This is a genomic window from Actinomadura sp. 3N407 (assembly GCF_052245875.1).
In the GTDB taxonomy this organism is placed as follows: Bacteria; Actinomycetota; Actinomycetes; order Streptosporangiales; family Streptosporangiaceae; genus Spirillospora.
Window position 1 is genome coordinate 60,036 of sequence record NZ_JBQQBP010000001.1, and the last position, 26,769, is coordinate 86,804.

Genomic DNA, 26,769 nt, shown 5'->3' on the forward strand with positions numbered 1-26,769 from the left:
GGATGATATCCGACGGATGCTCGCCCTACCTGGTGACTGCTTTTCTCACCCGTGTCCGTGATCCGCCTGCCGGGGGCGGTTGCGAGGACGGCCTCCGGGTCGGCCTGCGGGTCGGCGCAGGGGAGTGAAAGCCCAAGTCATCCTGGGCTCCAGGGCCCAGTTCATCGTGCGGACGACCGGGCCGGCGCACAGCGCGGTGCCGACGACGGCGGAGGAGGCGATGAGGATGAACGTCCCCGGAAGCGTGTGCATCCAGGCCGACTCCCACCAGCCGGTGTAGTCCAGCAGGCGGATGACGAACCCGTGCAGCAGGTACGTGTAGAGGGTCGTGGCGCCGAGTGCGCTGAACCAGTGGCGCTTGCGTGGCACGACGCTGAGGAACGCGGCGACCAGCACCACCGCGGAGACGAGCATGGCCGACATCATCACCGTGCCCGCGGCGTTGCCGACCCCGAGTTCGGCGTACGGGTTCTTCCAGTAGACCCAGTCCTCCGACATGCGGTCCTTGGCGAAGAAGGCGACGGCCAGCCCTCCGGCCAGCACGGCGGCGCCGATGGGCCGGGCGATCGGCTTCTTGAGGATCTCGAAGTGCTCGGGCTTCAGCGAGAGGCCTAGGACGAACAACGGGAGGAGACCGAGCACCCGGTGGATGTTGAACACCCCGCCGAGGTCGCTCATGTAGGACAGCAGCGAGAACACCACGGCCAGCGCGAGCGGCCAGCGGACCTGCTGCCACACCGGCGTGGACAGGCGCCAGAGGAACAGCGCGCACATGAACCACATGAGCCAGTACGGCTGGAGGAGGCTGAACTCCAGCTTCTCCCCGCCCGCCAGCCAGGCGAACAGCGCGTAGGCGATCTCGAACGTCACGTACGGCACGCCGACATGGGTGATGAGCTTGCGCGCCTTGCCGGTGGAGAACGTCCAGTTCCTGGAGAGATAGCCGGTGATCACGATGAACAGCGGCATGTGGAACATGTAGACGAAGAGGTACAGGGCCTTGGCGAAGGGGACGTCCGACCGCACGTTGGCGATGGCGTGCCCCATCACCACCAGCAGGATCGCGAAGTACTTCGCGTTGTCGAAGAACGGGTCTCGCTGCTTGCGCGGCCGGCTCTCCTGCACCCCGGTGTCACCGGGCGCCGCCGGCGCCTCCCGCGGGGGCGGTGCCGTATCGGCGCCGGATGGCCTGGTGGTGTAGGTCATGGGCTGCCCGGTCAGGTCTCCTTGCAGATGTCGTCGCTGGCGCGGATCTCACCCTGCTGCTTCGGGATCCCCGCGCCGGCGCTCTTCAGGTTCGTCCAGTTCCGTCCGATGACCAGGTCGACCAGGCCCGGCGTGCCGCCCTTCCCGCGCGCCGCCGGCTGCGGCTTGCTGGGGATCAGGCCCGCCAGGGTCTGTGCCTGCTGGTCGGCACCGGAACCGTACAACACCTTGGTGGTGGAAGTGGTGGAGGGCGCGTTGCCGCCGACCGTGACCTGGAAGCCCTGCGACTCCAGGTCGTCCGCGACGCGGCCCGCCTGGCCGTTGATGCCGCTGCCGTTGAAGACCCGCACCCGCACCTGGCTCGGCGGGATCTTCACATCGCCCTGCTTGGGCTCCTTGGGCACGGTCTTGTCGTTGCGGACCGCGGCGAAGAACGGCTGGGCGGTGTCGCTGAGCGCGACCCGGTTCGGGTCCTGCGGGTCGGGGCCGGACGGGACGGTGACGAAGCGCAGCTTGCCCGAGGTCATGCCCTGCATCTCGCGGGCGATGTCCATCATGACCTGCGGCGTCAGTTCCTTGTCCGTGGTGAGCGACTCGGTGACCGCGTTCATCAGGCTGATGAGCTTCTTGGGGTTGCTGAGCACGCCCGCGCTCAGCGCCTTGCTGGCGAGGGCGCCCATGAACTTCTGCTGGCGCTTGATGCGGTCGAGGTCGGAGCCGTCGCCGAGGCCGTGCCGGACGCGCACGTAGGCCAGTGCCTGCTCGCCCTTGATGTTGTGCTTGCCCGCGCTCAGCCGGAGCTCGGACTGGGGGTCGTTGACGGCCTTCGACAGGCACACCGGGACGCCGCCGATGGCGTTCGTGATCGCCTTGAACCCGTTGAAGTCGACCTGCATGAAGTGGTCGACGCGGATGTTGGAGATGCTCTCGATCGTCTTGATGACGCAGGCCGCGCCGCCGTTGGTGAACGCCGAGTTGATCTGGGCGCGGGACTGCGCCGGGATCACCTGGCCGTTCCTGCCCTTGCAGGACGGCATCTGGACCATCAGGTCGCGGGGGAAGCTGATGCCCATCGCCTGGCCGCCGCCGGGGGACAGGTGCAGCAGGATCATCGTGTCCGAGCGGGGCGGGTCGTCCTTCAGCCGCCGGCCGTACTTGGCGTTGGCCCCGGCGCGGGTGTCGGACCCGAGCAGCAGGATGTTCATCGCCTCGTTCAGCTTCTTCGGCCGGTCGGGGCCGAGCTGGGCGTTGACGTCCTCGTGGGAGATGTTCCCGAACGCCTGGCGGTACAGGCCGTAGGCGGTGAGGGATCCGGCCACCATGACGAGCGACAGTCCGATGCACACCCATCCGAGGATGCGCCAGCCACGCCGAGGCGCCGGGTGGGGATCGACGTCGTCGACGTACTCCATGTACATCGGGTTGCTGTTCATCGGCTCCGAGGTCCGGGTCTAGGCAGTTGTGGGGGGTGTGGGGGTCGTCCCCCACAAGGCGTACGCCCGCTTTCCGGGGTCGGGTACTGGACGAGGGCAAGGGAGAGCGTAGGTCAGGCGAGCCGGCGTGGGTGCCCGGATTCGTCATCGCCTCCGGACAGTCCGGCGACCACCGTCACATGCTCCACGGTCACACGACGATCTAGTGTCGCTTTGTCGAAGTTTCGTTGGATTATGACGGAAGCACCCGAGATTAGTGGTGCGAGCAAGCCGGTCAGTACCCCGTCGAGTGTGGCGAAGGACATGTCAACCAGGAGCCGGTCGCGTGCGTCCAGCTCCCATTTTTCGACGGCGGCGCGGCCCGCGCCGACAAGTTCCACCCCCGTGAGTGTGGTCTTTGTCACACTCATCGCGGGCATCTCGGGCGTCACCTCCGGGCCTGGGACGAACCGGTCACCATAGCTGCGGACCTCCAGGGCGTAGTCGGTGACGCCCGGCGGGCACTCGGCGAGCGCCCCGCCCAGCGCGTGCAGCGACAACCCGACGATCTCCTCGGCCTCCGGGTCCCTGATCACGTCGTCCAGCACCTCCTGCGCCGCCGCCAGGATGTACGGCCCCGCCGCCCCGATCGGTTCGGCGCCCCCGGCCGCTTCCGCGGTGCCGCGTCCCCGGACCGCCTCCGGCTCGACCGGCTCCACCACGAGCCCGGCGGACCAGCAGGCCATCAGCCACACCGCGGTCTGCCAGTGCGGCGGCAGGACGAGCACGACCCGCGTGCCCGGCTCGGCGGCCAGCCCGTCCACCAGGAAGTTCGCCGTCTTGGCCACCCAGTTGTCGAACGTCCGCGCGGACAGTTCGACCCGTTCGCCGCTCGCGTCGTCGAAGAAGGTCACCAGCGGGTTGGACGGGTCGTCCGCCACCCGCCGCCGCAGCAGTTCCGCGGGTCCGGCCGCGTTCCCGGCGTGTGCGCTCATGGGCCGAGCGTATGCCCGCATGATCAGCCGGGAGTCGGCACCCTGCCGGTACCGCTACGCTCCGCACGGGTGAAAGAGTCGACGGACGAGCACGGGGCGAGAACATGAACGCGGGTCGGCTGCTCGTGCGGGTCACCGTGATCCCGGCGCTTCTCATCGTGGCGTGGCTGGCCGTCTCGCTGCCGCTGCTGATGGCGGGCGTGTTCCGTCCGGTCCCGGCGATCGCGCTGTTCGTGCCCGCGGCGGCGCTGGCGCTGTGGCTGGGCCTGCGGTCCCGGCCACGCGAGGACGCCGATGACGCCGATGACGCCGACGACGCCGACGACGCACGTGACACCCGCGACACCCGCGACACCGGCGACGCGGTGCCGTGGTGGAGCGTCGCCGCCGTCCTCGGCATCACGGTGGCGTTCCTGGTGCTCCAGATCGTCATGAGCTCGGAGCAGATCATCGTCCGCCGGGACCCGGCCTCCTACGTGCAGTTCGCGACCTGGCTGGCCGAGCACGGGTCGCTGCCGATCCCGCTGATGGAGCAGGCGTTCGGCGGCCCCGACGGCGTCCTCTACTTCGAGAGCCCCGCCTTCTACCAGCACGACGGCGCGATCGTCCCCCAGTTCATGGCGGGGCTGCCGCTGGTGCTGACGCCCGGCGGCTGGATCGGCGGCACCCACGGCATCCTGCTGATGGCGCCGCTGCTCGGCGCGTGCTGCGTGCTCGCGTTCGCCGGTCTGGTCGCCCGCCTCGTCGGGCCCCGCTGGGCGCCGGCGGGCGCGCTGCTCCTGGCGCTGACGCTGCCGATGCTCTACGTGTCCCGCAGCACCTTCAGCGAACTGCCCGCGATCGTCCTGTTGCTGGGCGGGCTGTCGCTGATGCACGACTCCCGGCGCGAGACGGGACGGCACGCCGACCTGAAGGCGTTCCTCGCGGGCCTGGCGCTCGGCCTCATCGTCCTGGTCCGCATCGACGGGCTGCGGGACGTCCTCCCGGTCCTGGTCTTCGCCGGGTTCTACGTGGCGCGCATGCGGTGGATCGGCTACTGGACGGCCGGCGGCCTGCTGCTCGGCGCCGGCGCCGGGCTGACCGAGGGCTTCACGCTGTCCCTGCCCTACCTGGCCTACCTGTACGCGTCGCTCGCGCCGCTGCTGGCCATCACGGTGGCGATCCTCGTGGCGACGACGGCCATGGTGGTCCTGCTGCGCTGGGACCGGACGGGGGCGCCGCTGCGCCGCGCCGGGGCGGCGGTCGCACGCGGCAGGCCGCCGGGGGCGGCGGCCGTGCTGACCGTGCTGGTGATGCTGGGGTTCGCGCTCCGGCCCCTGGTGCAGACCGTCCGCCGTCCCCCGGCCACGCAGGACGACGAGATGAACGTCCGCTTCATCGAGATGATCCAGCGGATCCAGGACCTTCCGGTCGACGGCACCCGCCAGTACTCGGAGAACAGCTTCCACTGGGTCGCCTGGTACATCGGCGTTCCCGCGCTGCTGTTCGCGACGTTCGGCGCGGCGCTGCTGGTGCGGCGGCTGATGCGCGGGCAGTCCCCGGAGTGGCTGCTGCCCTACGCGATGATCGTCTGGACGACGACGCAGGTGCTGATCCGGCCCGGGATCACCCCCGACCATCCGTGGGCGTCCCGCCGGCTGATCGGCCTCGTCATCCCCGGGCTGCTGCTGTTCACCGTGTTCGCGTCGGCGTGGACGGTGCGGCGCGTCCGCCGGCTCGGCTACTCGCCGCGGGCGATGCGGGCGGGCGCGGTCGCGGGCGTCGCGCTGATGCTGGTGCCGGTCGTGCTGACATCCGGCGGCTACCTGGTGACCAGGACGGAGCAGCGCGAGGTGGCCGCCGTCGACGGGATGTGCGACGCCCTGGAGCCGGGTGACTCCGTCGTGGTCGTCGAACGCTCCACCGCCGACCGGTTCCTCCAGGTCGTCCGCGGCATGTGCGGGCTGCCCGCCGCGCGCACGACCGACGCCGCCACACCCGACGACATGCGGCGCGTCATCTACAAGGTGCGAGAGACCGGACGCCGCCCGGTGATCATGGCGGCGAAGGCGGAGCAGGTCGCGCCGTACGGGCGGCCGTCCCGGGTCCTGCGCCTGAAGACGCGGCAGGACGGGCGGACGCTCACCGAGCCGCCCGGCGGCACCTGGGGGCTGGCCGTGGAGGTCTGGATCGCCGAACCCTCCCCGTCTTAAGGCCGCCCAGGTGCCGCCGGGCGAGTATCCTCGCGCTGCGTGAGCACTCAGTCTGCCGAGACCCGGCCCGCCGAGACGATGGCCCAGCCCGCTCCCGAGCCTCCGCCCGCGGCCGGGCCGCAGGCCCCGGAGTCCCCGGCCCCGCCGCCCGAACCCGCGGCCGCGCCGGAGCGGGCCGAGCCGGCGTCCGGGCCGGTCCACGTCACGATCGTGCTGCCCTGCTACAACGAGCAGGACCACGTGATCGACGAGGTCGAGCGCATCTGCGAGGCGATGGACGGCAGCGGCAAGACCTATGAGCTGCTGGCCGTCGACGACTGCTCGACCGACGCGACGCTCGCGCGGCTGCGGGAGGCGGCGCCCCGCTTCCCGAACATGCGGATCGTCGCGTTCCAGCACAACAGCGGCTCGGGCACGGTGCGGCGCATCGGCTCCCAGCAGGCCCGCGGCGAGATCGTCGTGTGGACGGACGCCGACATGTCCTACCCCAACGAGCGGATCCCCGAGCTCGTGGACCTCCTGGACACCGACCCGTCCGTCGACCAGGTCGTCGGGGCGCGCACGAGCGAGGAGGGGTCGCACAAGGCGCTGCGGGTGCCCGCCAAGTGGTTCATCCGCAAGGTCGCCGAGCGGCTCACCAACAGCCGGATCCCCGACCTGAACTCGGGGCTGCGCGCGTTCCGCCGCGAGGTGTCGCTGCCGTACCTGCGGCTGCTGCCGCCCGGGTTCTCCTGCGTCACGACGATCACGATCGCGTTCCTGTCGAACCAGCACCCGGTCCACTACATGCCGATCGACTACGCCAAGCGGGCCGGGAAGTCGAAGTTCCACTTCACCAAGGACGCCTACCGCTACATCCTTCAGGTGCTGCGGATGGTCATGTACTTCAACCCGCTCAAGGTGCTGATGCCGCCGGCGCTGTGGCTGATCGTGATCGGGCTGCTCAAGGGCGTGTTCGACATGGTGGTCCACTTCGGCTACTTCGCCAACAACACCATCATGATCTTCGTGACGGGGTTGATCATCGCGTCGCTGGCGCTGCTCGCCGACCTGATCGTCCGGTCGCGCGGCGACGTCTAGCGGCATGCCCACGCCCAGCGGCATGCCGGAGAGGCCACGCGTCGCGATCGTCGGGCCCGCGTTCCCCTACAAGGGCGGCGGCGCCCACCACACCACCGAGCTCGCGCACCGGCTGGCCGCCGCGGGCCACGACGTGGTCATCGAGTCGTGGCGCGCCCAGTACCCGGGGTTCCTGTACCCGGGGCAGCAGACGATCTCCGAGCCCGAGGGCGAGCCGTTCCCCGGGACCCGGCGGCGGCTCGACTGGCGCCGCCCGGACGGATGGTGGCGCACCGGCCGTTCCCTGCGCGCCTACGACCTGGTCGTCCTCGCGGTGCTGAGCCCGGTTCAGGTGCCGTCCTACCTGGGGATTCTCTCGGGGCTGCGGCGAGGCCCCCGCGCGGTGGCGCTGTGCCACAACGTCCTGCCGCACGAGCGCAAGGCGTACGACGAGCCGCTGATGAGACGTCTCCTGCGGAAGGTCGACGGCGTCCTCGTCCACTCCGAGGCGCAGGCCGAACTGGCGCGCACCCTCACCGGGCGTCCCGTGCGCGTCGCGGAGATGCCCGCGCACCTGCCCGTGACCGCCGCCCCCTCCCCGGACGACCAGAAGGTGCGGCGCCGGCTGCTGTTCTTCGGGATCGTCCGCCCGTACAAGGGGCTGGACGTCCTGCTGCGCGCCCTCGCGAAAGGGCCGGACGACGTGGCGCTGACCGTCGCGGGCGAGTTCTGGGGCGGGCTGGACGAAACGCGGGAACTCATCCGGTCGCTGGACCTGACCTCGCGGGTGGAACTGCGTCCGGGCTACGTCCCCGCCGCCGACGTCCCGGGGCTGTTCGCCGCCGCCGACGCGCTCGTCCTGCCGTACCGGACGGCCACCGCGTCGCAGAACGTGTGGATGGCCTACGAGTACGGTCTGCCGGTGATCGCCACCGACGTCGGAGGGTTCGCGGACCAGATCCGCGACGGAGTCGACGGACTGGTCTGCGCACCCGACGACGTGGCGTCCCTCGCCGGCGCGCTGGGCCGGTTCTACGCGCCGGGGGAGCCGGAGCGGCTCCGCTCCGGCGTCCACCCGGTCGACCACGGCCCGGTGTGGGCCGCCTATCTCGACACGCTCACAGGTGAGGTTCGATGACCTTCAGCAGGGCGCGCTTGGGCTTGGCACCGACGATCTGCTCGACGACCTCGCCGTTCTTGTAGAGGAGCAGCGTCGGAAGGCCCATCACGCCGTACTTGTTCGGCGTCTCGGGGTTCGCGTCGTAGTCCAGCTTCGCGATCTTGATCTTGCCGTCCTGCTCCGCGGCGATCTGCTCGAGAACCGGGGCGATCATGCGGCAGGGGCCGCACCAGTCGGCCCAGAAGTCGACCAGTACCGGGGTGTCGCTGCTGAGGACCTCGTCGGCGAACGTCGCGTCGGTCACGGTGATCGGGGCCGTCACGGTCCCTCCTTCGTTGGCTGCGTACCCCTCACAAGTTGCTTGGACGGCGGTTCATTCCCCGAGCCCGGCGTCGTACGCCCGAGCAGGAACGCCACCCCCGCGACGATCAGGTCGGCGATGGTCAGCAGCACCCGGGACGCGATCGCGACGACGACCGGCGCGCCCGCCGGCAGCACCGGCGTCAGCACCACCGTCAGCGCGGCCTCCCGCGCCCCGATGCCGCCCGGAGCGATGAAGACGAGGAACCCGGCGACGAACGCCAGCGCGTACGCGCCCGTCGCGAGGAACGGCAGGCCCTTCCCGTCGCCGCCGACGGCCATGCACAGCAGCCAGGTGTGCACACCGAAGAGGACCCAGCCGAGGACCGTCCAGCCGATGGCCCTGAGCGTCACGCCCAGGCTCACCGGACGCTCCAGCGGCGGACGCCGGATGATCCTGAGCATCAGCCCCAGGCACCAGGTCACGATCTTCGGGTGGAGGAGGATCAGCAGCACGGGCGCCAGCGGGAACAGGAACCAGTAGTTCTCGCGCGCCGTCACCGACGTCAGCGGCAGCGTCACCGCCGCGACCGCCAGCCCGCACGCCGTGGACGTCGCCACCGCCAGCAGCGTCGACCCGAAGCTGCGCTCGGGCGGGACCCTGTGCTCCCGCGTCATCTCGATCTGCGTCACCAGCGCCCACACCTTGCCGGGGACGTACTTGCCGAGCTGGGAGATTCCAGAGATCCGGAAGATGGCGCGCACCGGCAGCGGCGACCCGAGGCCGCCGAGGAACTCCCGCCATCCGAGCATCCAGGTGAAGAGCCCCGCCAGGCCCGCGGCCAGCGCCGCGGCCAGCGCCACCCAGGACATCTGCCGGAACGCGTCCACCGTCGCGTCCCACTGGGAGGCGACGCTGTAGGCGCAGAACGCCAGCGCGAGCATCACCAGGAACACCCGCAGCGCCCGCACGGCGACGACCTTCATCTTCACGCGCCCAGCGTAGGCGAACGCGACCTCGCGGCCGTCCGCGCGGCCTACAGTTGGAAACGATGAAGATCTCGGATGTGGTCGCCTTCATGGGCCACCAGGTACACGTGTGCCGGTACCGCGAGGCGGGGACGCTCCTCGGCTGGATGGGGCGGGACCTGCGCGGCCGGCGCGTCCTCGACGTCGCCGGCGGCGACGGCTACTGGGCCGGGCGGGCGCGCCGGCGCGGCGCCGACGCGGTCTCGATCGACCTCGCCCGCGGCAAGATGGTGTACGGGCGGACGCTCGCCCACGCGCCCGCCCTGATCGAGTGCGACGCGCTGCGCCTCCCGTTCGGCGACGGCTCGTTCGACGCGATCCTGTCCGTCTGCGCGATCGAGCACTTCGACGACGGCGGCAGGTCCCTGGACGAGATGGCGCGGGTCCTCAAGCCCGGCGGTGACATCTTCATGTCCGCCGACGTGCTGAGCCGCGCCGACACCTGGCCGAAGCTGCGCGACGCGCACAAGGCCAAGTACCACGTCCAGCACACCTACACCCACGACAGCCTCCGCAAGCTGATGGACGAGCGGGGCCTGGACCTCGTCAGGCACAGCTACCAGTTCCGCACGGCCGCCACGGAACGCCTCTACCTGTCGCTTTCGACGTACGGCGGCAAGGTCGGCTTCAACGCGGCGGCGCCGTTGACGCCCCTCGTCGCCCTCGCCGACCGCAAGGCACCGAACGAGCGCGGCAGCATCGTCCTCGTTCAGGCGCGCAAGAGATAGTTCAGCAGGGGTGTGGGGCGCGGCTCCACATTGAGAGGTGGTTCTCGGGGATGTGTAGGGGCGGTATCCACATGGAATCGCGATGAATGACGTGCCCCGAAGGGGGCGCAGACGGGCGTAGGCTCGAAGAGTAAAGAGTGATCTACGCCACCGCGAAAGGGGGAGCGGACCGTGGCGCCTCGGATTCTGCTCGACGCCACCGCCGTGCCGGCCGACCGCGGCGGACTCGGCCGGTACGTCGACGGGCTGCTGAGCGCCCTGCACGCGCAGGGTGCGGACCTGGCCGTCGTCTGCCAGCGTGCGGACGAGGAACGCTACGGGGGCCTCGTCCCCCGAGCGCGGATCGTCGCCGGCCCGGCGGCGCTGTCGCACCGCGCCTCCCGCCTGGCCTGGGAACAGTCCGGCCTCCCGCACGTCGCCGAACGCGTCGCCGCGGACGTCATCCACCTGCCCACCTACACGATGCCGGTGAGCGCGGTGCTGCCCACCGTGGTGACGATCCACGACGTGACGCAGTTCGCCGAACCGGAGGCGCACGACCCGGTCCGCAGCACCTACATCAAGTCGGCGATCCGCACCGCCGCCCGCCGCGCCACCCGGCTGATCGTCCCGTCCCGCGCGACCCGCGACGAGCTCGTCCGGCTCCTCGCCGCCGACCCCGCCGGCATCGACGTGGCCTACCACGGCGTCGACCACGAGGTGTTCCACCGGCCGTCCGAGGCGGAGATCAAGCAGGTCTCCGACCGGCTGGGCCTGCACGGCCACCCCTACGTCGCCTACCTGGGCGCGCTGGAGCCGCGCAAGAACGTCCCGAACCTGATCCGCGGCTGGGTCCGGTCCTGCGCGGACCGCCCCGACGCCCCGGCGCTCGTCCTCGCGGGCGGCGGAGGCTGGGACGACGAGGTCGACGCCGCCCTCGCCACCGTGCCGCTGGACCTGCGCGTCCTGCGCCCCGGGTACCTGCCCTGGCCGTCCCTCCCCGGGTTCTTCGGCGGCGCCCTGGTCGTCGCCCTCCCCAGCCGCGGCGAGGGCTTCGGCCTCCCCGTCCTGGAGGCCATGTCCTGCGGCGCTCCCGTCCTCACGACCCGCCGCGGTCCCCTCCCCGAGGTGGGCGGCGACGCGGTCGCCTACACCGAACCCGACCCGCCCGGCATCGGCGCGGCCCTCGACGCCCTCATCGACGCGCCTTCCCGCCGCGCCGAACTCGCCGACGCCGCCCACGTCCGCTCGCGGAAGTTCTCCTGGTCGGCGTCCGCGGAGGGGCACATGGCCTCCTACCAGCGGGCCGTCGACCAGCACGAGAGGGCCCGAGGCTCCCGCACCCGCTAGGCTCGCTCGCACCGCGCCCCGGTGGAGAAAGGAACCGAGTGGAAGCGATCCTGCTGGTGGGAGGTCAGGGCACCCGCCTGCGCCCCCTGACCATCTCCACCCCCAAGCCCCTGCTTCCCACGGCCGGCGTGGAGTTCCTCGCCCACCAGCTGGCCCGGGCCCACGCCGAGGGCGTCACCCGCATCGTGTTCGCCACGTCCTACCGCGCCGAGATGTTCGAGGCGGCGTTCGGCACCCACGCGCACGGCGTCGACCTGGCCTATGTCAGCGAGGACGAGCCGCTCGGCACCGGCGGCGCCATCCGCAACGCCGCGCGGGCCCTGACCGGCGGCCCCGGCGACCCGGTCCTGATCCTCAACGGCGACATCCTGTCCGGTCATGACGTGCGCGCCCAAGTCAAGCTGCACGAGCAGGCGGACGCGGCGGTGACGCTTCACCTGACCGAGGTCGACGACCCGTCCCGGTTCGGCTGCGTGCCCACCGACGACCGGGGACGCGTCACCGCGTTCCTGGAGAAAACGCCCCATCCGGTGACCGACCAGATCAACGCCGGCTGCTACGTCTTCCGCCGCTCGGCGATCGACGTGATCCCCGAGGGCGAGGTCGTGTCCGTCGAGCGGGAGACGTTCCCGTCCCTCATCGCGTCCGGCGCCGTCGTCATGGGGCACGTGGAGTCGGGCTACTGGCTGGACGTCGGCACCCCCGAGGCGTTCGTGCGCGGCTCCCGCGACCTGGTCCTCGGGACGCTCAGCTCCCCGGCGATGCCCGGTGCGCCGGGCGAGCGGCTCGCCCTTGCCGGCGCGAGCGTCGCCCCGGGCGCGGTCGTCCGCGGCGGCACGACCGTCGGCCGCGGCGCGGTGGTCGAGGCCGGCGCCACCGTGATCGGCAGCGTGCTGCTGGACGGCGCGTTCGTCGCCGAGGGCGCGACGGTCCGCGACTCGGTTCTCGGCCGCGACGCCCGCGTGGGCCCCGGCGCCGACCTGGACGGTGTGGTGCTGGGCGACGGCGTCGTCGTCGGCCCCGGCAACGAACTCCGTGCGGGGCTGCGGGTGTGGCCCGGCATCGAACTCCCCCCGACCGCCATCCGCTTCTCCGCCGACGCCTGACCCGCCGGACGCGTTCACGTGGCGGGCGCCGCTCGGGTGTCGCTGTAGGCCGGACTTCCGATCGGCGTTGATTTCGGGGCGCTTCGGGAGTGGCAGACTGGTGCTCGCCCGCCGGAGTGCCGGACGTTCGGGAAGGGTCCGAGCTCATCGCCGTGCGGGCGCTCCCGAGATCCCCTCGCGTTGACTGATCGAGCGCATGATGGAGTACATGAGATGACCTCCCGGGCCGGTCGGCGGTCTCGTTGAGCCCTTCCGACACTCCGGCCGGTGTGGCCGGGGAGAAGACCGCTGGGCGTCTCCCCGGCCGGGTCCGGGAGTGGCGGCCGCCGTGGCCGCTGGATCTGCTCGGCACGGTCTCGCCGCATCAGCGGGGACCGCATGATCCGGCGTTCCGGGTGGAGCGGGACGGCTCCGTGTGGCGCGCGTCCCATACGCCGGACGGGCCGGGGACGCTGCGGCTCCGGTGGCGCGGGGACGTCGTCGAGGCGACGGGCTGGGGGGCGGGTGCCGGGTGGCTGCTGGACGGGGTGCCCGAGCTACTGGGGGCCTCTGATGTGCCCGGGGAGTTCGAGGCGCGACATGACGTCGTCCGGGGGCAGGTGCTTCGGCGGCCCGGGTTGCGGATCGGGCGGACGGGGCGGGTCTTCGAGGCGCTCGTGCCGGCGGTGATGGAGCAGAAGGTGCTCACGCAGGAGGCTTGGCGGGGCTGGGGTTACCTGCTGCGGAAGTTCGGGGAGCCCGCGCCGGGCGCGCCCCACATGCGGGTTCCGCCGCCGCCCGGGGTGTGGGTCCGGATTCCCTCGTGGGAGTGGCACCGGTCCGGGTTGGAGGCCGTCCGGGCCCGGACGATCATCGAGGCCGCCCGGGTCGCGGGCCGCCTGGAAGAGGACGCGGGGGAGGGGCGGCTGCGGTCGCTGCCGGGGATCGGGGTCTGGACGGCCGCCGAGGTGCGGCAGCGGGCGGTGGGCGATCCCGACGCCGTCTCCGTCGGCGACTACCACCTGCCCGGCCTGGTGGGCTGGGCGCTGGCGGGCCGCAAGGTCGACGACGCCGGGATGCTCGAACTCCTGGAGCCCTACGCCGGTCATCGTTACCGGGTCACCCGGCTGCTGGAATCGTCCGGGAGGCGCCCGCCGAGGCGCGGCCCCCGTTTGCCCGTCCGGGACTACCGGTCTTTCTGACCGGGGCCGGGGCCGGGCGGCGGCGCAGCCAGAAGTTGTTCGGGGTCCAGTCGAGGCCGTCGCGGCTGTCGGCTCCGAAGAGGGGGCCCAGGATGGCTAGGGCGGTCATGATGCCGAGCACGTACAGCATGGTCTTCTTCTTTCTCTGGGATCGCTGTCGGCGTTCCCGCGCGGGGCGATCGGGTGGGGCGGGGTCACCGTCCCTTGCCGTCGCATGTTCAGTTTGACTGAGTCCAACGTTCAGGTCCAGCGACTCTTTCTGTAGGGAATGTGTAAGAATCGCTTCACGATGATGGATCTGGGCCGGTTGCGGGTGCTCCGCGAACTCAAGCTGCGCGGGACGGTCGGGGCCGTCGCCGACGCCCTCGGCTCCAGCCCGTCCCCGGTGTCGCAGCAGCTCGCCCAGCTGCGGAAAGAGGTGGGCGTCCCGCTGGTCGAGCATCGTCCAGGCTGCGTCCGCGGCGCGCCCTGATCACGTTTCCCAGGACGTGAGGGCCTCCTCGACCTCCTCGCGGGTCGGGAGGCGCAGGGAAGGCGGTGCCGTTTCCGGGAGGTCGTGCTCGTCGGCGTAGGCGGGCGCCAGGGTTCCGTCGGGGGCGCGGAAACCGGCCTGCTGGAGGATGTCGTGGGCGGCACGTGTCCCGAGCGCGGCTTTGAACGCCTCCGCCGCGTCCCGCCGGTGCCGGTCTTTCGTGGTCACGACGTAGGGGTGGTCCAGCATCAGCGTGCCTTCGTCCGGCATGAGGCCGGCGACGGGGTTGGGGCGGTGGGTGTCGTTGTAGGCGATGACGGCCTGTTCGGTGGTGACCGCCAGGGGACGGGCGGATCGTTCGGCGCCGGTGAGGTCGGCCAGTACCGCCGTCGACGCGCCGGACGTGCCGTCCGGCCTGCCGGGTGCGTTGCCGCGGAGTGCCTCGGCCGCGTCGTCGGCCTTGCCCTCGGCGACCTGCTCGACGGCGATCATGGCGATCGTCCCGCTCATGCCGGTGCGGGGGTCGGCGGCGCTGCGGGCCAGGCCGGAACCGGCCGCTTCGTCCTTCAGCAGCAGTCCCCAGCCGATGTCGAGGTCGGCGTCGCGGAACTCCGCCGCGACCGGACGGGGCGTGGCGAACACCACCGGTGTCGCGGCCACCGGCGTTCCCGCGGGCGGGACGGACGTGTCGCCGGCGTCCCGGACGATGTCCAGCCACAGCGTCGACTCCGGTACCCATGCGTCGGTCTTGGCGCGCAGGGTCGAGTCACCCGCGTAGCCGGTGGGCGGGGCCGCCGTGACGCGCGCGTCGACACAGCGTCCGGCCACGCGGTGTTCCTCGACGTTGAAGCGGTCCGCCACGTCGCTCAGCGCGGGCGCGATCTCCGGCTGGGCCGCGATGGTGATCCGGAGCGAGGAACCGCTGCACGCTGACGTCCCTGGGAGCAGGCCGAGCGCCCACGCCCCGCCGCCCACGCCGGACAGGAGCAGCGCCGCGGCGGCCCAGACGGCCGGCCGCCTCCATATGCGGCGCTCCTGTTCGTCCACGCGTCAGTCATACATGACCGACTGGATCTCAGGTACCGACCAGCGGCAAATTGAGCTTCCCTCCGGACTTGCCGAAATGGCCTATGCCGTCGGTGCGGCGGGACGCTTCCACGCGTTCCTCGGGCACTTCGCCGTAGAGGGTGGAGCGCTGCTTGGCGGGACGGCCAGCACGCGCCGCTATCCCCTCCAGTTCGCTGATGGCCTTGAAGGAACCGTTCTCCGACCCGGCCATGCGGCTGATGGTCTCTTCCATGAGCGTGCCGCCGAGGTCGTTCACGCCTCCCTGCAGAACCCGCGTGCACAGTTCGTCTCCCAACTTCACCCAGGACGTCTGGATGTTGGGGATCGCGCCATGCAACAGGATGCGCGCCAAGGCGTGGACGGCGATGTTCTCCCGGACGGTCGGTCCCGGACGTGCCAGCCCGGCGAGATAGATCGGCGAATTGTGGTGGACGAAGGGAAGCAGAACGAATTCGCTGAACCCGCCCGTCCGTTCCTGGATGGAGCGGAGCAGTTTGATGTGCGCGACCCAATGCGACGGTGTGTCCACGTGCCCGTACATCATCGTGGACGTCGTCCGGAGACCGATCTCGTGCGCGGTGGTGACGACCTCGACCCACTGGTCGGTGGGCAGTTTGCCCTTGGTCAGCACCCACCGGACGTCGTCGTCCAGGATTTCGGCGGCCGTCCCTGGCAGCGAGTCGACACCGGCCTCCTTCGCCCCCTCCAGCCATTCGCGGATCGACATGTCCGCGCGGGACGCGCCGTTCACGACCTCCATCGGGCTGTACGAATGCAGGTGGATGTCGGGTGCGCGGTTCTTCACCTCGCGGGCGAGATCGAAGTAGGCGGTGCCGGGCATGTCGGGGTGGATGCCGCCCTGCATGCAGATCTCGGTGGCGCCGGCCTCCCACGCCTCGTCCACCCGGTCCCCGACCTGCCGGAGGGACAGCGTGTAGGCGTCGGCGTCCGTGCGGCGCTGCGCGAACGCGCAGAACCGGCAGCCGGTGTAGCAGACGTTCGTGAAGTTGATGTTCCGCGTGACGACATAGGTGACGTCGTCGCCGACGGTGTCGCGGCGCAGGTCGTCGGCGAGTTTGGCGAGTGCGTCCAGTTCCGGGCCGTCGGCGTGCAGAAGGGCCAGCGCCTCATCGTCCGACAGGCCCGCAGGGTCCTGCTCCGCGCGCGCGAGAGCGGCCTTGACGTCGGCGTCGAAGCGCTGGGGGGCCGACATCCGTTCCTTGAGCGCGTCCCAGTCCCCGTACACCTCGTCGAAGTCGTCGCGGCGGTCGCCGGTGCGGCCGGTCGTGTCGATCTCGGTGTGCAGGTCGGTCCGTCCGGACGCCTCGAAACCGCCGTCGGGCTCCTGCCAGGGGCGCCCCTCAAGGACGGCGTCCTCCCGCGCGAGGCCGGTCGCCGGGTCGGCCAGCGCCGCCACGTGACCGATGAGCCGCGGGTCCAGCCAGGGCTCGCCGCGCCGCACGTACTCGGGGTAGATCGTCAGCCGTTCGCGCAGCTCGAACCCCGCCGCGGCCGTCTGCCCGGCCAGTTCGTCGATCTGCGGCCACGGCCGCTCGGGGTTCACGTGGTCGGGGGTCAGCGGCGAGACGCCGCCCCAGTCGTCGATGCCGGCGCGCAGCATCAGCGCGTACTGGTCGGCGACCAGGTTCGGCGGCGCCTGGACGCGGGCCTTCGGGCCGAGGACGAGCCGCGTCACCGCGATCGTCGCGGCCAGCTCGTCCAGTTCCGCGTCGGGGGTGTCGCGCATCTTGGTGTCGGGCTTCGCGCGGAAGTTCTGGACGATGACCTCCTGGATCGCCCCGTACTCCCGCATCGTCCGCCGGATCTCGAAGATCGCGTCCGCGCGTTCCCCGATCGTCTCGCCGATGCCGATGAGGATGCCGGTCGTGAACGGCACGTTCGTCCGTCCCGCGTCCTCCAGGACCCGCAGCCGGACGGCGGGGTCCTTGTCCGGAGACCCGAAATGGGGGCCGCCGCGCTCGCTGAACAGCCGCGTCGCGGTCGTCTCCAGCATCATGCCCATGGACGGCGCGACCGGCTTGAGCCGCTGGAAGTCACGCCAGGTCATGACGCCGGGGTTCAGGTGCGGCAGCAGCCCCGTCTCCTCCAGCACCCGGATCGCCATCGCGCGGACGTAGGAGAGCGTGTCGTCGTAGCCGTGCGCGTCCAGCCACTCGCGGGCCTGCTTCCAGCGGTCCTCGGGACGGTCCCCGAGCGTGAACAGGGCCTCCTTGCAGCCCATCTCGGCACCCCGCCGCGCGATCTCCAGGACCTCGTCGGGGCTCAGGTAGGGGGCGTCCAGTTTGTGGGGGACGGTCGCGAACGTGCAGTACCCGCAGCGGTCCCGGCACAACCGGGTCAGCGGGATGAAGACCTTGCGGCTGTAGGTGATGACGCCGGGGCGGCCGGCGGCGTCCAGTCCGGCGTCCCGGGTGCGGGCGGCGTAGGTGAGGAGGTCGTCGAGCTGCGCACCGCGGGCGTGCAGCAGTGTGGTGGCCTCGGATCGGTCCAGTGTCTTGCCGTCACGCGCGCGGGCCAGTGCCCGGCGAAGCGCGGAGCTCGTGGCGTCCATGCGGGCACTCTATGCCAATCGTCATATTTTGCACCGCGTCGGGGCCGTCGAAATGTCCGCCATCTGTGGCAGCCCGGGACGCGCGCGATCTATTCCCGCGTCACCGGACCTCGATGAACGCCTCCGGGCCGCGCGGCGGACGCTCGCGCGGCGGCGCGGCCGGATGCCCGACGCCGACGGCGCCCATCGGGTCCCAGTCGTCCGGCAGGCCGAGCGACTCGCGGACGACGTCGCGGCAGAACATCGTGCTCGACACCCAGCACGAACCGAGCCCCTCCACGGCCAGCGCGACCAGCAGGTTCTCCACGCCCGCGCCGGCGGCGACCACGAACATCTCCCGTTCGGCGCGCGACCGCCGCTCGTCCGGATAGTCGTGCGAACCGTCCATGACCAGGCACGGGACGACGAGGTACGGCGCCCGCCGCAGCACATCGCCGCGCCGCAGCCGCTTGGTGACCGACTCCTCGGAGAAGCCGTCGCGGCGCAGGTCGGCCTCCCAGGCGTCGCGCATCGCGTCCAGCAGCCGCGTCCGCGACTCCGCCGACTCCAGCAGGACGAACCGCCACGGCGTCGTGTGGTGCGGCGCCGGCGCGGTGATCGCGGCGGCGACCGCGCGGCGCACCGCCGCGGGATCGACCGGGTCGGCGGTGAACTCGCGGATCGTGCGCCGCGCGTGCAGCACCTCCGACGACCCGTACCGGAACATGTCCTCGTCCGGCGGGCGGACCAGCACCCGGGCGCCCGGCCCGTCCTCCCGCGTGACCAGGCCGGACAGGCCGCGGACGACGGCGACCGGTACCCCGTCCAGCTTGCCCTTGACCAGTTCCGCGGCGGCCGCGACCTCGTCGGCGACGGCGGTGATCGTGGCGTCGAGCCGGTTCCCGTGCGCGTCGTCGCGTCCCCGCAGGTCGCTGAGCGGCTCCAGGCCCGCGACGCCGATCGCCGCGTCCGTCAGCCCGTTGCGCCAGGGCCGCCCGAGCGTGTCGGAGACGATGACCGCGACGTCCGCACCGGTCCGCTCGCGCAGGCCCGCGCGGATGCGGCGGGCCGAGGCGTCCGGGTCCTCCGGCAGCAGCAGCACCGTGCCCGGCTTCGTGTTGGACGCGTCCACCCCCGCCGCCGCCAGGACGAGCCCCTGCCGGGTCTCCACGATCCGGGTCTCGCCGCGCGCGTGCGTCCGCCGCGCGACCACCCGCACGGTCTCCGCGTCGATCGCCTTCTCCCGGTCGTCGGCGACCAGGACCCGCCCCTCCGCCTTACTGACGATCTTGGACGTGACGACGAGGACATCGCCGTCCCGCACCGCCTCCGCCGGGATCAGCGCCGCGATGTCGTCGCCCTCCGCCACCTCCGGCAACCCCGCGACCCCGAACACCTCGAACCTCACTCGGCCTCCTCCGCCCGCTTCAGCTCCAGCGCGAGGTCGACGGCCGCCTGGGCAATGGCGGCCGTGGCCCGCTCATCGCTCATCAGCAGCGGCCGCGGCCGGATCTCGATGCCCTCCACCCGGACGCCGGCGTCCGCCTCGTCGACGAGCCAGCCGTCCAGCAGGCCGAGCCCGTACAGCTCGGCGACCGCGCGCGCCGACGTCTCCGTCCCGATCGCGGTCAGGCAGGCGTCCGCCATACCCCGCACGGGCGCGCCGCCGATGATCGGGGAGACGCCGACGACCGTCTTGGCCGCGATCGCGTCCCGGATGCCGGGCACCGCCAGGATCGTCCCGATGCTGACCACCGGGTTGGACGGCGGGAACAGCACCATGTCGGCCGCCTCGACGGCCGCGAGCACACCCGGCGCCGGCTTGGACTCCTCGGCGCCGATCGCCGCGATCGACAGCGCCGGGACCGACGCCCGCAGCCGCACCCACCACTCCTGGAAGTGGATCGCGCGCCGCCCCTGCTCGTCCTCGACGACAACGTGCGTCTCGACCTGGTCGTCGGTCATCGGGATCAGCCGGACACCCGGCTTCCACCGGTCGCACAGCGCCTCGGTCACCGCCGACAGCGTGTAGCCGGCCCCCAGCATCTGCGTCCGGACGATGTGGGTCGCGAAGTCGCGGTCCCCCAGCCCGAACCAGCCGGGCCCGACGCCGTAAGCGGCGAGTTCTTCTTTGACGGTGAACGTCTCGTCGGTCCGTCCCCAGCCCTGGTCCTCGTTGATGCCACCGCCGAGCGTGTACATAACGGTGTCCAGGTCCGGGCACACGCGCAGCCCGAACAGCGAGATGTCGTCCCCGGTATTGCCGATGACGGTGATCTCCGCGTCGGGAACCGCCGACCGGAGCCCGCGTAGAAAGCGGGCACCGCCGATGCCGCCCGCCAGCACCACGATCTTCATGAAGGGCAGCCTACGGGGGTTGCTCCGGCCCTGGCAGGCCGGACCTCGCCCCCGGAGAACGGGCGGGCCGGAAGGGCGTGCCCCCACTGGGTGAACGGCGCCGAACTATGCAAAGCTTTGCCGTGTAATCGCATTGCCTCGGTCTGGAGATGTCACCGTGAACAAGGAAGCCGTCCAGCGCCTGCGCGAACCGGCCGCCTGGGTACTGCTCGCCTCGGCGGGCGTGCAACTGCTCGCGGGCATCATCACGCTCCTGGGCGACGATGGCACGTTCACCTTCCGTGCGCTGCTGGAGACCCGTGACGGGATGTTCCTGCAGATCGGGATCGTCGGGCTTCTCGTCCTCGCGGTTCTGCTGGTGACCTGGGGCGACCGCCCCACGCCGCAGGCCCGGACGATCACCATGGGAGCGCTCGGCACCCTCGGCGTCATCGTCCTGTTCGGCGTCGTCTGCTGGCTGAGCGGGATGCTCGCCGACTCCGAATCCGCGGGCGCGCTCACGAAGCTCTCGGTGTTCCTGATCGGTGCCGGGAAGCTCGCCGTGGTCGGTGTCGGCGGCTGGTACGTCTACACCGTCTTCCAGGGGATGCAGCCGCCGCGCCCGCAGGCCCAGCCGCAGATGCAGCAGGGCTACCCCGACTTCGGTTACCAGCAGGGCCAGCCCGGTCAGCCCGGCCCGCAGGGGCAGCAGTACGGCCCGCAGGACTACGGCCAGCAGGGCCAGCAGCAGTACGGGCAGCAGCAGTACCAGCAGTACGGCCAGCAGCCGGGCGTCGAGGGCCAGCAGGCCGCGCAGCCGGGGTACGAGCCGCAGTACGGCCAGCAGGGCCAGCAGCAGGATTACGGCCAGCAGCAGTACGGGCAGCCCCAGCAGCAGTACGGCCAGCCGCAGGACTACCAGCAGTACGGCGGGCAGGGCGGCTACCAGCCCGGCCAGCAGGGCTACGAGCAGCAGGGATACGAGCAGCAGGGGTACGAGCAGCAGGGCTACGAGCCGCAGCAGGGCGCGCAGCCCGCCTCCGAGCAGGAGGAGATGGGCGAGTGGACCCGTGCGTACGGCGGCTCGGGGCAGGAGCAGGGGCCGCAGGGCACCCAGCCCGCGCCCGGCGGTGAGCAGCGCCCCGACGACGGCGGCGACTGGTACCGCGACAACCGTCCCCCGCCTCCGCAGTGAGGTACCTGCTCCGACGGTGACCGGCGGATTAACTGATCTTCAGCCAAAGGTCAGTCCGTTCATCCCGGCATAACCCGCTAAGTCGCCCTGGAAAGCTCTCCGGCTTGACGGGGCGGGCGCTACACGCGTGTAATTTCGTCGGTGTAGTTTCAATGCCTTCCCGGGGGAAGGAACCGGAGGGATGGCATTGACCAGGGGGTTCCACGGGCAGGGAGGTGCGCTGTGAGCGAGGTGGTCATCCCGCTGGCGCACGGCACAGACGGTGAAGAGTTGGGCTGGCAGGAGCGCGCACTGTGCGCGCAGACGGACCCGGAGGCTTTTTTTCCGGAGAAGGGCGGCTCCACTCGCGAGGCCAAGAAGGTGTGCCGGGCATGCGAGGTGCGTACGGAGTGCCTGGAGTACGCGCTGCAGCACGATGAACGTTTCGGCATCTGGGGAGGGCTCTCCGAGAGGGAACGCCGCAAGCTGAAGCGCCAGGCCGTCTAGCGGCGTCCGGCCGCGGGGGTCTTCGACGGGGGAGACCCGGCCGGACCGGCCGCGCACCCGGATCTCGAGGATCCAAGGCGTGCCCCGCGCGGCCACGCGTACAGTTGTCAGCCGTGCCGGCCCCAGGGCCGGCACGGCTGCCGTCGTTTCGGCCGACGCTGTCGTTTCGGCACGAACGTTCCAGCCACGAACCCGTCGTCCCACAGATCGAGCGATCCTTGGCCCCCACTCTCGATCGCCACGTCGTCACGGCCGTCCTGGTCACCCATGACGGTGCGCGCTGGCTCCCGGAGACGCTGAAGGCGCTGCTGACGCAGGCGCGGCCCGCGCAGCGCCTCGTCACCGTGGACACCGGAAGCCGCGACCGCGGCCCCGCCGTGCTCGCCGAGGTCGTCGGTGAAGGCGCCATCCTCACGCTCCCTCGCACCACCGGCTACGGGGAGGCAGTCGCGGAGGCGCTCCGCCAGGACGCCGCGTCCGCCCCCGTCCCCGACGACGACCCCGGCCCTGCTTTCACCCACCAGCCGACCCCCTACGACCTTCCGGCCCGCACCGAATGGATCTGGCTGCTGCACGACGACTGCGCGCCCGCCCACGATGCGCTCGCCCAGCTGCTGCGGACCGCGGACACCGACCCCAACGTGGCGGTGCTCGGCCCCAAGGTCCGCGACTGGAGCGACCGGCGCGTCCTGCGGGAGCTGGGCGTCACCGTCGACGCCGCCGGACGCCGCGAGACGGGCCTGGACCGGCACGAGTTCGACCAGGGCCAGCACGACGGCGTCCGCGACGTGCTGGCCGTCGGCAGCGCCGGGATGCTGGTCCGCCGCGACGTGTGGGACCGGCTCGGCGGCTTCGACGTCGAGTACGGCATCTTCCGCGACGACCTCGACTTCTGCTGGCGCGTCCACGCGGCCGGGCACCGGGTCGTCACCGCGAGCGACGCCGTCGTGTACCACGCGGAGGCGTCCCGGCGGGGGCTCCGCGAGATCGGCATGACCGCCGAGCACCCGGCCCGTCGCGACCGCCGCAACGCCGTCCACACTCTGCTCGCCAACCAGCCCCTGCCCGCGATGCTGCGGGCGCTGGCCCGCAACATCTGGGCGTCGCTCGTCCACGCGCTCTACCTGGCGGCCACCAAACGGCCGGTGGCGGCCCGCGAGGAGGTCCGCGCGCTCGGCGACGTGCTGCGCGACCCGGGGCGGCTCCGGCGGGCGCGGGCCGCCCGCGCGGACGGCCGGACGCGCGTGCACCGCAGCGTCCGGCGCTTCCAGTCCCGCTGGGTCGTGCTCCGCCGGACGGTCGAGGCGATCTCCGAGTACCTCGCCGCCCACGAACACGACCGCGAGGACCCGGACGAGGAGAACATCTCCGACGAGCCCGGCCCGATCCGCCGGTTCCTCGCCCGCCCCGGCGTCATGGTCGTCCTGGTGCTGGCCGCCGTCGCGATCGCCGCCGAACGCTCCCTGCTCACCGCCGCCGGACACCTCGGCGGCGGCGCGCTCGTCCCCGCGTGGGGCGGCGCGAGCGACCTGTGGGCGCAGTACCTGTCCGGCTGGCATCCGGTCGGGCTCGGCAGCGACGCCGGGAGCCCGCCGTACGTCGGGATCCTCGCCGTCCTGTCCACGGTGCTGTTCGGCAAGCCGTGGCTGGCGGTGTCGGTCCTGCTGCTGGGCAGCGTGCCGCTCTCCGGCCTCACCGCCTACCGCGCGTCCCGGCTGCTGGTGGTGGAGGCGCCGCGCACCGGGCGGCGCGCCCGCGCGAGCGGCCGCCGCGTCCCCGTGTCCGCCGTCCGGGTGTGGTTCGCCGCCGTGTACGCGCTGCTGCCCGCCGCCACCGGCGCCATCGCGGGCGGACGGCTCGGCACCGCCGTCGTCCTCGTCCTCCTCCCGCTGATCGCCATGCACGTCGCCCGCGTCTACGGCCTCCCCCGCTCCGGCCTGTCGACCACCGGCCTGTCGACCACCGGCCTGTCGGCCACCGGGGCCACCGCGTCCGACGCCCGGACGCGGCGCAAGCGCGCGGGGCGGTCCGCGTGGACGGTCGCGCTGCTGCTGGCCGTCGCGATGGCGTTCGTCCCGCTCACCTGGCTGATCGGCGTGGTCGGCGCGGCGATGGTGTGGGCGCTGTTCGACCGGCCGGGACGGAGCGGGCGCCGCAACCTCGCCATCGCGCTCGGCGTTCCCCCGCTGCTGATGCTGCCGTGGACGATCGGCCTCCTGCTCAACCCGTCCCGGTTCCTCACGGAGGCGGGCCTGCACCGGCGGTTCGAGCCCGCCACCGCCGCCGACCTCCTCGCCCTCGACCCTGGCGGCCCCGGCACGCCCGCGCGGTGGGCGCTGGCCGGGCTGCTCGCGGTCGCCGTGTGCGCGCTGCCGCTGCGCCGCCGCCGGGGCGCCGTGCTGGCCGGCTGGCTGCTGGCGATCTTCGGGCTGCTCGTCGCGATCCTGACCAGCGCCGCCACCGTGACCAAAGGGGCGGACGAGGCGCCCGTCTGGCCCGGCGTCGCGCTCATCTTCGCGAGCGCCGGGGTACTGCTCGCCGCGACCGCCGCCGTCCAGCGCGCCACCGAGGCCCTCGCGGGCAGCCACCTGATCTACCGGGTCGGCGGGGCGGTCGTGGTGCTCGCCGCGCTCACCGCCCCCGTGCTGGCCGCCGGGTTCTGGGTCGCCGGGGGCGCGGGCGGCCCGCTCGCCAAACTCGACCCGGACACGGTCCCCGCGTTCGTGCACGCCCCCGGCGGGCAGCGCACACTCGTCCTGCACAGAGAGCCGACCGGACGTGTCTCCTACACGCTCCTCAGAGACGCACGTCCGAGGATCGGTGAATCGGAGGTCATGGACGGCGGCCGAGCCGACGACCGCCTGGACGACCTCGTCGCCGGCCTGGTCGCCGGCCGTGAAGGTGACGCCGGGCCTGCACTGACCCGGATGGGCGTCCAGTACCTCCTGGTGCCGCATCCCAAGACGGACCCCATCACCAAGGTCCTGGACGCGGCGCCCGAGCTGACCCGTCTCAGCCGTACCGGCACGTTCGCCGTGTGGAAACTCCAGTCGCCGTCCGCCCGGATGATGCTTCTCCAGGGGGCCACGCTCACTCCATTGCCCGCAGGCAGGATCGATGCCCGAGTGCAGATCCCGCCGGGAACGGGCACGCGCGCCGTCCTCCTGGCCGAACCGTCCGACGGTGGGTGGCGAGCAACCCTGAACGGCCAGGACGTCAAAGAACGGACCGTGGACGGCTGGGCGCAGGGCTACGACATCCCCGCCGCCGGAGGACAGTTCCAGCTGACCAGGTCCATGACGATGCGCCACATGTGGCTCGTCGTCCAAGGCATCGCCGTCCTGCTGGTGGCCGCCCTGGCGCTCCCCGGCGCGCAGGCCGAGAACCTGCCGTTCGCCGGTGAACGCGAACGGCGCCGTGGACGGCGCAGCCGCAGGCGCGGAAGCCACACCCGCGCCCGGCACGAGACCCCGCCTCCCGAGCCCGTCGAGGAGCGCAGCCCGGAGGAGGTCTCATGAACCTGAACCTGAAGCCGGACGTGGACCTCGACAAGGTTCTGCGCCTCCTCAGCCTCCGCTACGCCTCCGCCGCCCTCGTGCTCGTCGCCCTCGCCGCGCTGTACGGGGCCGCGACGTTCTCCCGCCCGGGGCAAGCCCCCGAGAAGGGCCGGGACGCCCCCGTCACCACCGCCGTGATGGTCTGCCCCGGCCACGAAGGCGGACGGCTGGCCGTCCAGTCCCACCCCGACGGGAAGGCCGGTGGAAGCGTCGCCATGACGCCGACCAAGGGCGGCGCCGCGGTCACGTCCATGTCCTCGCCCGGCCGGGGCGAGAAGGACACCGAGTCCGGCGAGGACTCCTACACCCTCCGCGCCACCGGAGGCATGGCCGCAGGGCTGGAAGCCGAACAGACCACCCACCGGGACGACGGCGACGACCGCGGTCTCGCCGGCGCCCGCTGCGCCTCACCCGGCACCGACCTGTGGTTCATGGGCCCCGGCCCCGTCTCCGCCGACGAACTCGACCTCTACCTGACCAACGTCGACTCCCAGCCGGCGTCCGTGGACCTCACCGCCCTGTCCGGCGAAGGCCCCCTCGACACCGTCGACGGGCGCGGCATCCGCGTCGACCCTTCCACCACCAAGGTCGTGAAGATCGGCGAGTCGGCGGAGGGCCTCGGCGACATCGTGAAGACCGCCGCCGACCTCACGCTGCGCGTCCGCACCACCAGCGGCCGCGTCGCGGCGTCCCTGCGCGTCCGGATCGGCGAGGAGAAGGGCATCGAGTGGCTCCCGCAGTCGCACGCGCCCGCCCCGTCCCTGCTCATCCCCGGCGTGCCGGGCGGCTCGGGCGAACGCCGGCTCCTGGTCGCCGTGCCCGGCGAGGCCGACGCGCGGATCAGGGTGCAGGTGATCACGCCGGACGGCGCGTTCGCCCCGCAGGGCCAGGACATCCTGGACGCCCCCGCCAAGACCGTCACGTCCGTCGCCCTCGACCGCGCCCTGCTCGGCAAGACCGCCGCCATCCGGCTTGTCGCCGACCGCCCGATCCTCGCGGGTTTCGCCGCCGAACGGGGCGCCGACGTCGCCTACGGCACCGCCACCCCGCCGCTCGCCCGGTCCGGCCCCGGCATCGTCGCCGACAACCGGTTCGACTCCGCCCTCGTGCTGACCGCCCCGGCCGGCGCGGCGACCGTCCAGATCAGGACCATGAACGCCGAAGGCGCGAGCGGCCCGCAGGAGATCAGGATCCCGGCCGGCCGGACGGTGCTGACCGAGCTGACCGCCCCGTCCAAGGACGCCGAGGACGGCGCGGCCTACGGTGCCGTGATCATCCCGAAGCCCGGCTCGGCCCCCGTCCACGCCTCCCGCACCCTCTCCACGGGCAAGGACGACGAGTACCTGTTCACCGTCCTGCCGATCACCCCCGCGTCCACGACCGTCCACCTGCCCGACACGGCCGGCTCCCAGAGCGCCCTCGTCCCCGGCGAGTGACCGCCGCCTT

Annotated in this window: 21 protein-coding genes; 12 read left to right on the forward strand and 9 right to left on the reverse strand. The window is 72.1% G+C overall.

What is annotated here, in order from left to right; all coding sequences use genetic code 11:
- Positions 1 to 45 precede the first annotated feature (45 nt).
- The 3 genes from ACTWPP_RS00235 to ACTWPP_RS00245 form a co-directional block, all read right to left on the reverse strand.
- Positions 46 to 1,206, reverse strand: coding sequence for an acyltransferase family protein (locus ACTWPP_RS00235; RefSeq protein ID WP_443101951.1), 1,161 nt, complete (start codon positions 1,204 to 1,206; stop codon positions 46 to 48).
- Between the two features lie 11 nt (positions 1,207 to 1,217).
- A complete protein-coding gene (locus ACTWPP_RS00240; protein ID WP_443101953.1) occupies positions 1,218 to 2,639 on the reverse strand; it encodes an LCP family protein in 1,422 nt (473 codons plus the stop codon).
- A gap of 113 nt (positions 2,640 to 2,752) precedes the next feature.
- Positions 2,753 to 3,613 carry a TIGR03089 family protein gene (locus tag ACTWPP_RS00245; protein ID WP_443101954.1) on the reverse strand — a complete coding sequence of 287 codons (861 nt, stop codon included), beginning with the start codon at positions 3,611 to 3,613 and terminating at the stop codon, positions 2,753 to 2,755.
- A 104-nt stretch (positions 3,614 to 3,717) separates the two neighbouring features.
- Here ACTWPP_RS00245 and ACTWPP_RS00250 point away from each other — a divergent pair, with 104 nt between their 5' ends.
- The 3 genes from ACTWPP_RS00250 to ACTWPP_RS00260 are packed head-to-tail and all read left to right on the forward strand — an operon-like array spanning position 3,718 to position 8,002.
- Positions 3,718 to 5,805, forward strand: a complete 2,088-nt coding sequence (locus tag ACTWPP_RS00250) for a hypothetical protein (RefSeq protein WP_443101955.1) — start codon at positions 3,718 to 3,720, stop codon at positions 5,803 to 5,805.
- A gap of 39 nt (positions 5,806 to 5,844) precedes the next feature.
- Positions 5,845 to 6,885 carry a glycosyltransferase family 2 protein gene (locus tag ACTWPP_RS00255; RefSeq protein ID WP_443101956.1) on the forward strand — a complete coding sequence of 347 codons (1,041 nt, stop codon included), beginning with the start codon at positions 5,845 to 5,847 and terminating at the stop codon, positions 6,883 to 6,885.
- Positions 6,886 to 6,907: 22 nt separating this feature from the next.
- A complete protein-coding gene (locus ACTWPP_RS00260; protein WP_443101957.1) occupies positions 6,908 to 8,002 on the forward strand; it encodes a glycosyltransferase family 4 protein in 1,095 nt (364 codons plus the stop codon).
- Here the strand turns inward: ACTWPP_RS00260 and trxA are convergent.
- Both trxA and ACTWPP_RS00270 read right to left on the reverse strand, forming a co-directional pair.
- Positions 7,983 to 8,306, reverse strand: coding sequence for a thioredoxin (trxA, locus tag ACTWPP_RS00265; RefSeq protein WP_443101958.1), 324 nt, complete (start codon positions 8,304 to 8,306; stop codon positions 7,983 to 7,985). The genes ACTWPP_RS00260 and trxA overlap by 20 nt on opposite strands.
- Positions 8,303 to 9,271, reverse strand: coding sequence for a lysylphosphatidylglycerol synthase transmembrane domain-containing protein (locus ACTWPP_RS00270; RefSeq protein ID WP_443102699.1), 969 nt, complete (start codon positions 9,269 to 9,271; stop codon positions 8,303 to 8,305). The genes trxA and ACTWPP_RS00270 overlap by 4 nt, the downstream gene beginning before the upstream one ends.
- Before the next feature lie 65 nt (positions 9,272 to 9,336).
- Between ACTWPP_RS00270 and ACTWPP_RS00275 the strand changes: the two genes are divergently transcribed.
- The 5 genes from ACTWPP_RS00275 to ACTWPP_RS00295 all read left to right on the forward strand — a co-directional run bounded on the left by ACTWPP_RS00275 (position 9,337) and on the right by ACTWPP_RS00295 (position 14,129).
- Positions 9,337 to 10,041, forward strand: a complete 705-nt coding sequence (locus tag ACTWPP_RS00275) for a class I SAM-dependent methyltransferase (RefSeq protein WP_443101959.1) — start codon at positions 9,337 to 9,339, stop codon at positions 10,039 to 10,041.
- 171 nt (positions 10,042 to 10,212) lie between these two features.
- The gene (locus ACTWPP_RS00280) at positions 10,213 to 11,370 is read left to right on the forward strand and encodes a glycosyltransferase family 4 protein (RefSeq protein ID WP_443101960.1); all 1,158 of its coding nucleotides are present in this window, start codon (positions 10,213 to 10,215) and stop codon (positions 11,368 to 11,370) included.
- Between the two features lie 38 nt (positions 11,371 to 11,408).
- A complete protein-coding gene (locus tag ACTWPP_RS00285) occupies positions 11,409 to 12,476 on the forward strand; it encodes a sugar phosphate nucleotidyltransferase (RefSeq protein ID WP_443101961.1) in 1,068 nt (355 codons plus the stop codon).
- A 242-nt stretch (positions 12,477 to 12,718) separates the two neighbouring features.
- On the forward strand, positions 12,719 to 13,657 hold the full coding sequence (locus ACTWPP_RS00290; RefSeq protein WP_443101962.1) for a DNA-3-methyladenine glycosylase family protein: 939 nt from the start codon (positions 12,719 to 12,721) through the stop codon (positions 13,655 to 13,657).
- Between the two features lie 289 nt (positions 13,658 to 13,946).
- Positions 13,947 to 14,129, forward strand: a complete 183-nt coding sequence (locus tag ACTWPP_RS00295; RefSeq protein ID WP_443101963.1) for a helix-turn-helix domain-containing protein — start codon at positions 13,947 to 13,949, stop codon at positions 14,127 to 14,129.
- Here ACTWPP_RS00295 and ACTWPP_RS00300 read toward each other — a convergent pair whose 3' ends face one another.
- The 4 genes from ACTWPP_RS00300 to cofD form a co-directional block, all read right to left on the reverse strand.
- Positions 14,130 to 15,176, reverse strand: coding sequence for a substrate-binding domain-containing protein (locus tag ACTWPP_RS00300; RefSeq protein WP_443101964.1), 1,047 nt, complete (start codon positions 15,174 to 15,176; stop codon positions 14,130 to 14,132).
- A gap of 28 nt (positions 15,177 to 15,204) precedes the next feature.
- Complete coding sequence (locus tag ACTWPP_RS00305; protein ID WP_443101965.1) at positions 15,205 to 17,769, reverse strand: bifunctional FO biosynthesis protein CofGH; 2,565 nt, start codon at positions 17,767 to 17,769, stop codon at positions 15,205 to 15,207.
- Between the two features lie 100 nt (positions 17,770 to 17,869).
- Positions 17,870 to 19,156 carry a coenzyme F420-0:L-glutamate ligase gene (locus ACTWPP_RS00310; protein WP_443101966.1) on the reverse strand — a complete coding sequence of 429 codons (1,287 nt, stop codon included), beginning with the start codon at positions 19,154 to 19,156 and terminating at the stop codon, positions 17,870 to 17,872.
- Complete coding sequence (gene cofD, locus ACTWPP_RS00315; RefSeq protein ID WP_443101967.1) at positions 19,153 to 20,106, reverse strand: 2-phospho-L-lactate transferase; 954 nt, start codon at positions 20,104 to 20,106, stop codon at positions 19,153 to 19,155. The genes ACTWPP_RS00310 and cofD overlap by 4 nt, the downstream gene beginning before the upstream one ends.
- A 157-nt stretch (positions 20,107 to 20,263) precedes the next feature.
- On the opposite strand from cofD, the gene ACTWPP_RS00320 reads away from it, so the two are divergent.
- The 4 genes from ACTWPP_RS00320 (at position 20,264) to ACTWPP_RS00335 (ending at position 26,759) form a co-directional block, all read left to right on the forward strand.
- Entirely contained in the window at positions 20,264 to 21,280 is a 1,017-nt protein-coding gene (locus tag ACTWPP_RS00320; protein ID WP_443101968.1) for a hypothetical protein, read from the forward strand.
- A 222-nt stretch (positions 21,281 to 21,502) separates the two neighbouring features.
- Complete coding sequence (locus tag ACTWPP_RS00325) at positions 21,503 to 21,766, forward strand: WhiB family transcriptional regulator (protein ID WP_021594342.1); 264 nt, start codon at positions 21,503 to 21,505, stop codon at positions 21,764 to 21,766.
- Between the two features lie 218 nt (positions 21,767 to 21,984).
- On the forward strand, positions 21,985 to 25,284 hold the full coding sequence (locus ACTWPP_RS00330; protein WP_443101969.1) for a glycosyltransferase: 3,300 nt from the start codon (positions 21,985 to 21,987) through the stop codon (positions 25,282 to 25,284).
- The gene (locus ACTWPP_RS00335; RefSeq protein ID WP_443101970.1) at positions 25,281 to 26,759 is read left to right on the forward strand and encodes a DUF5719 family protein; all 1,479 of its coding nucleotides are present in this window, start codon (positions 25,281 to 25,283) and stop codon (positions 26,757 to 26,759) included. Before ACTWPP_RS00330 ends, ACTWPP_RS00335 begins: the two co-directional genes overlap by 4 nt.
- Positions 26,760 to 26,769 lie beyond the last annotated feature (10 nt).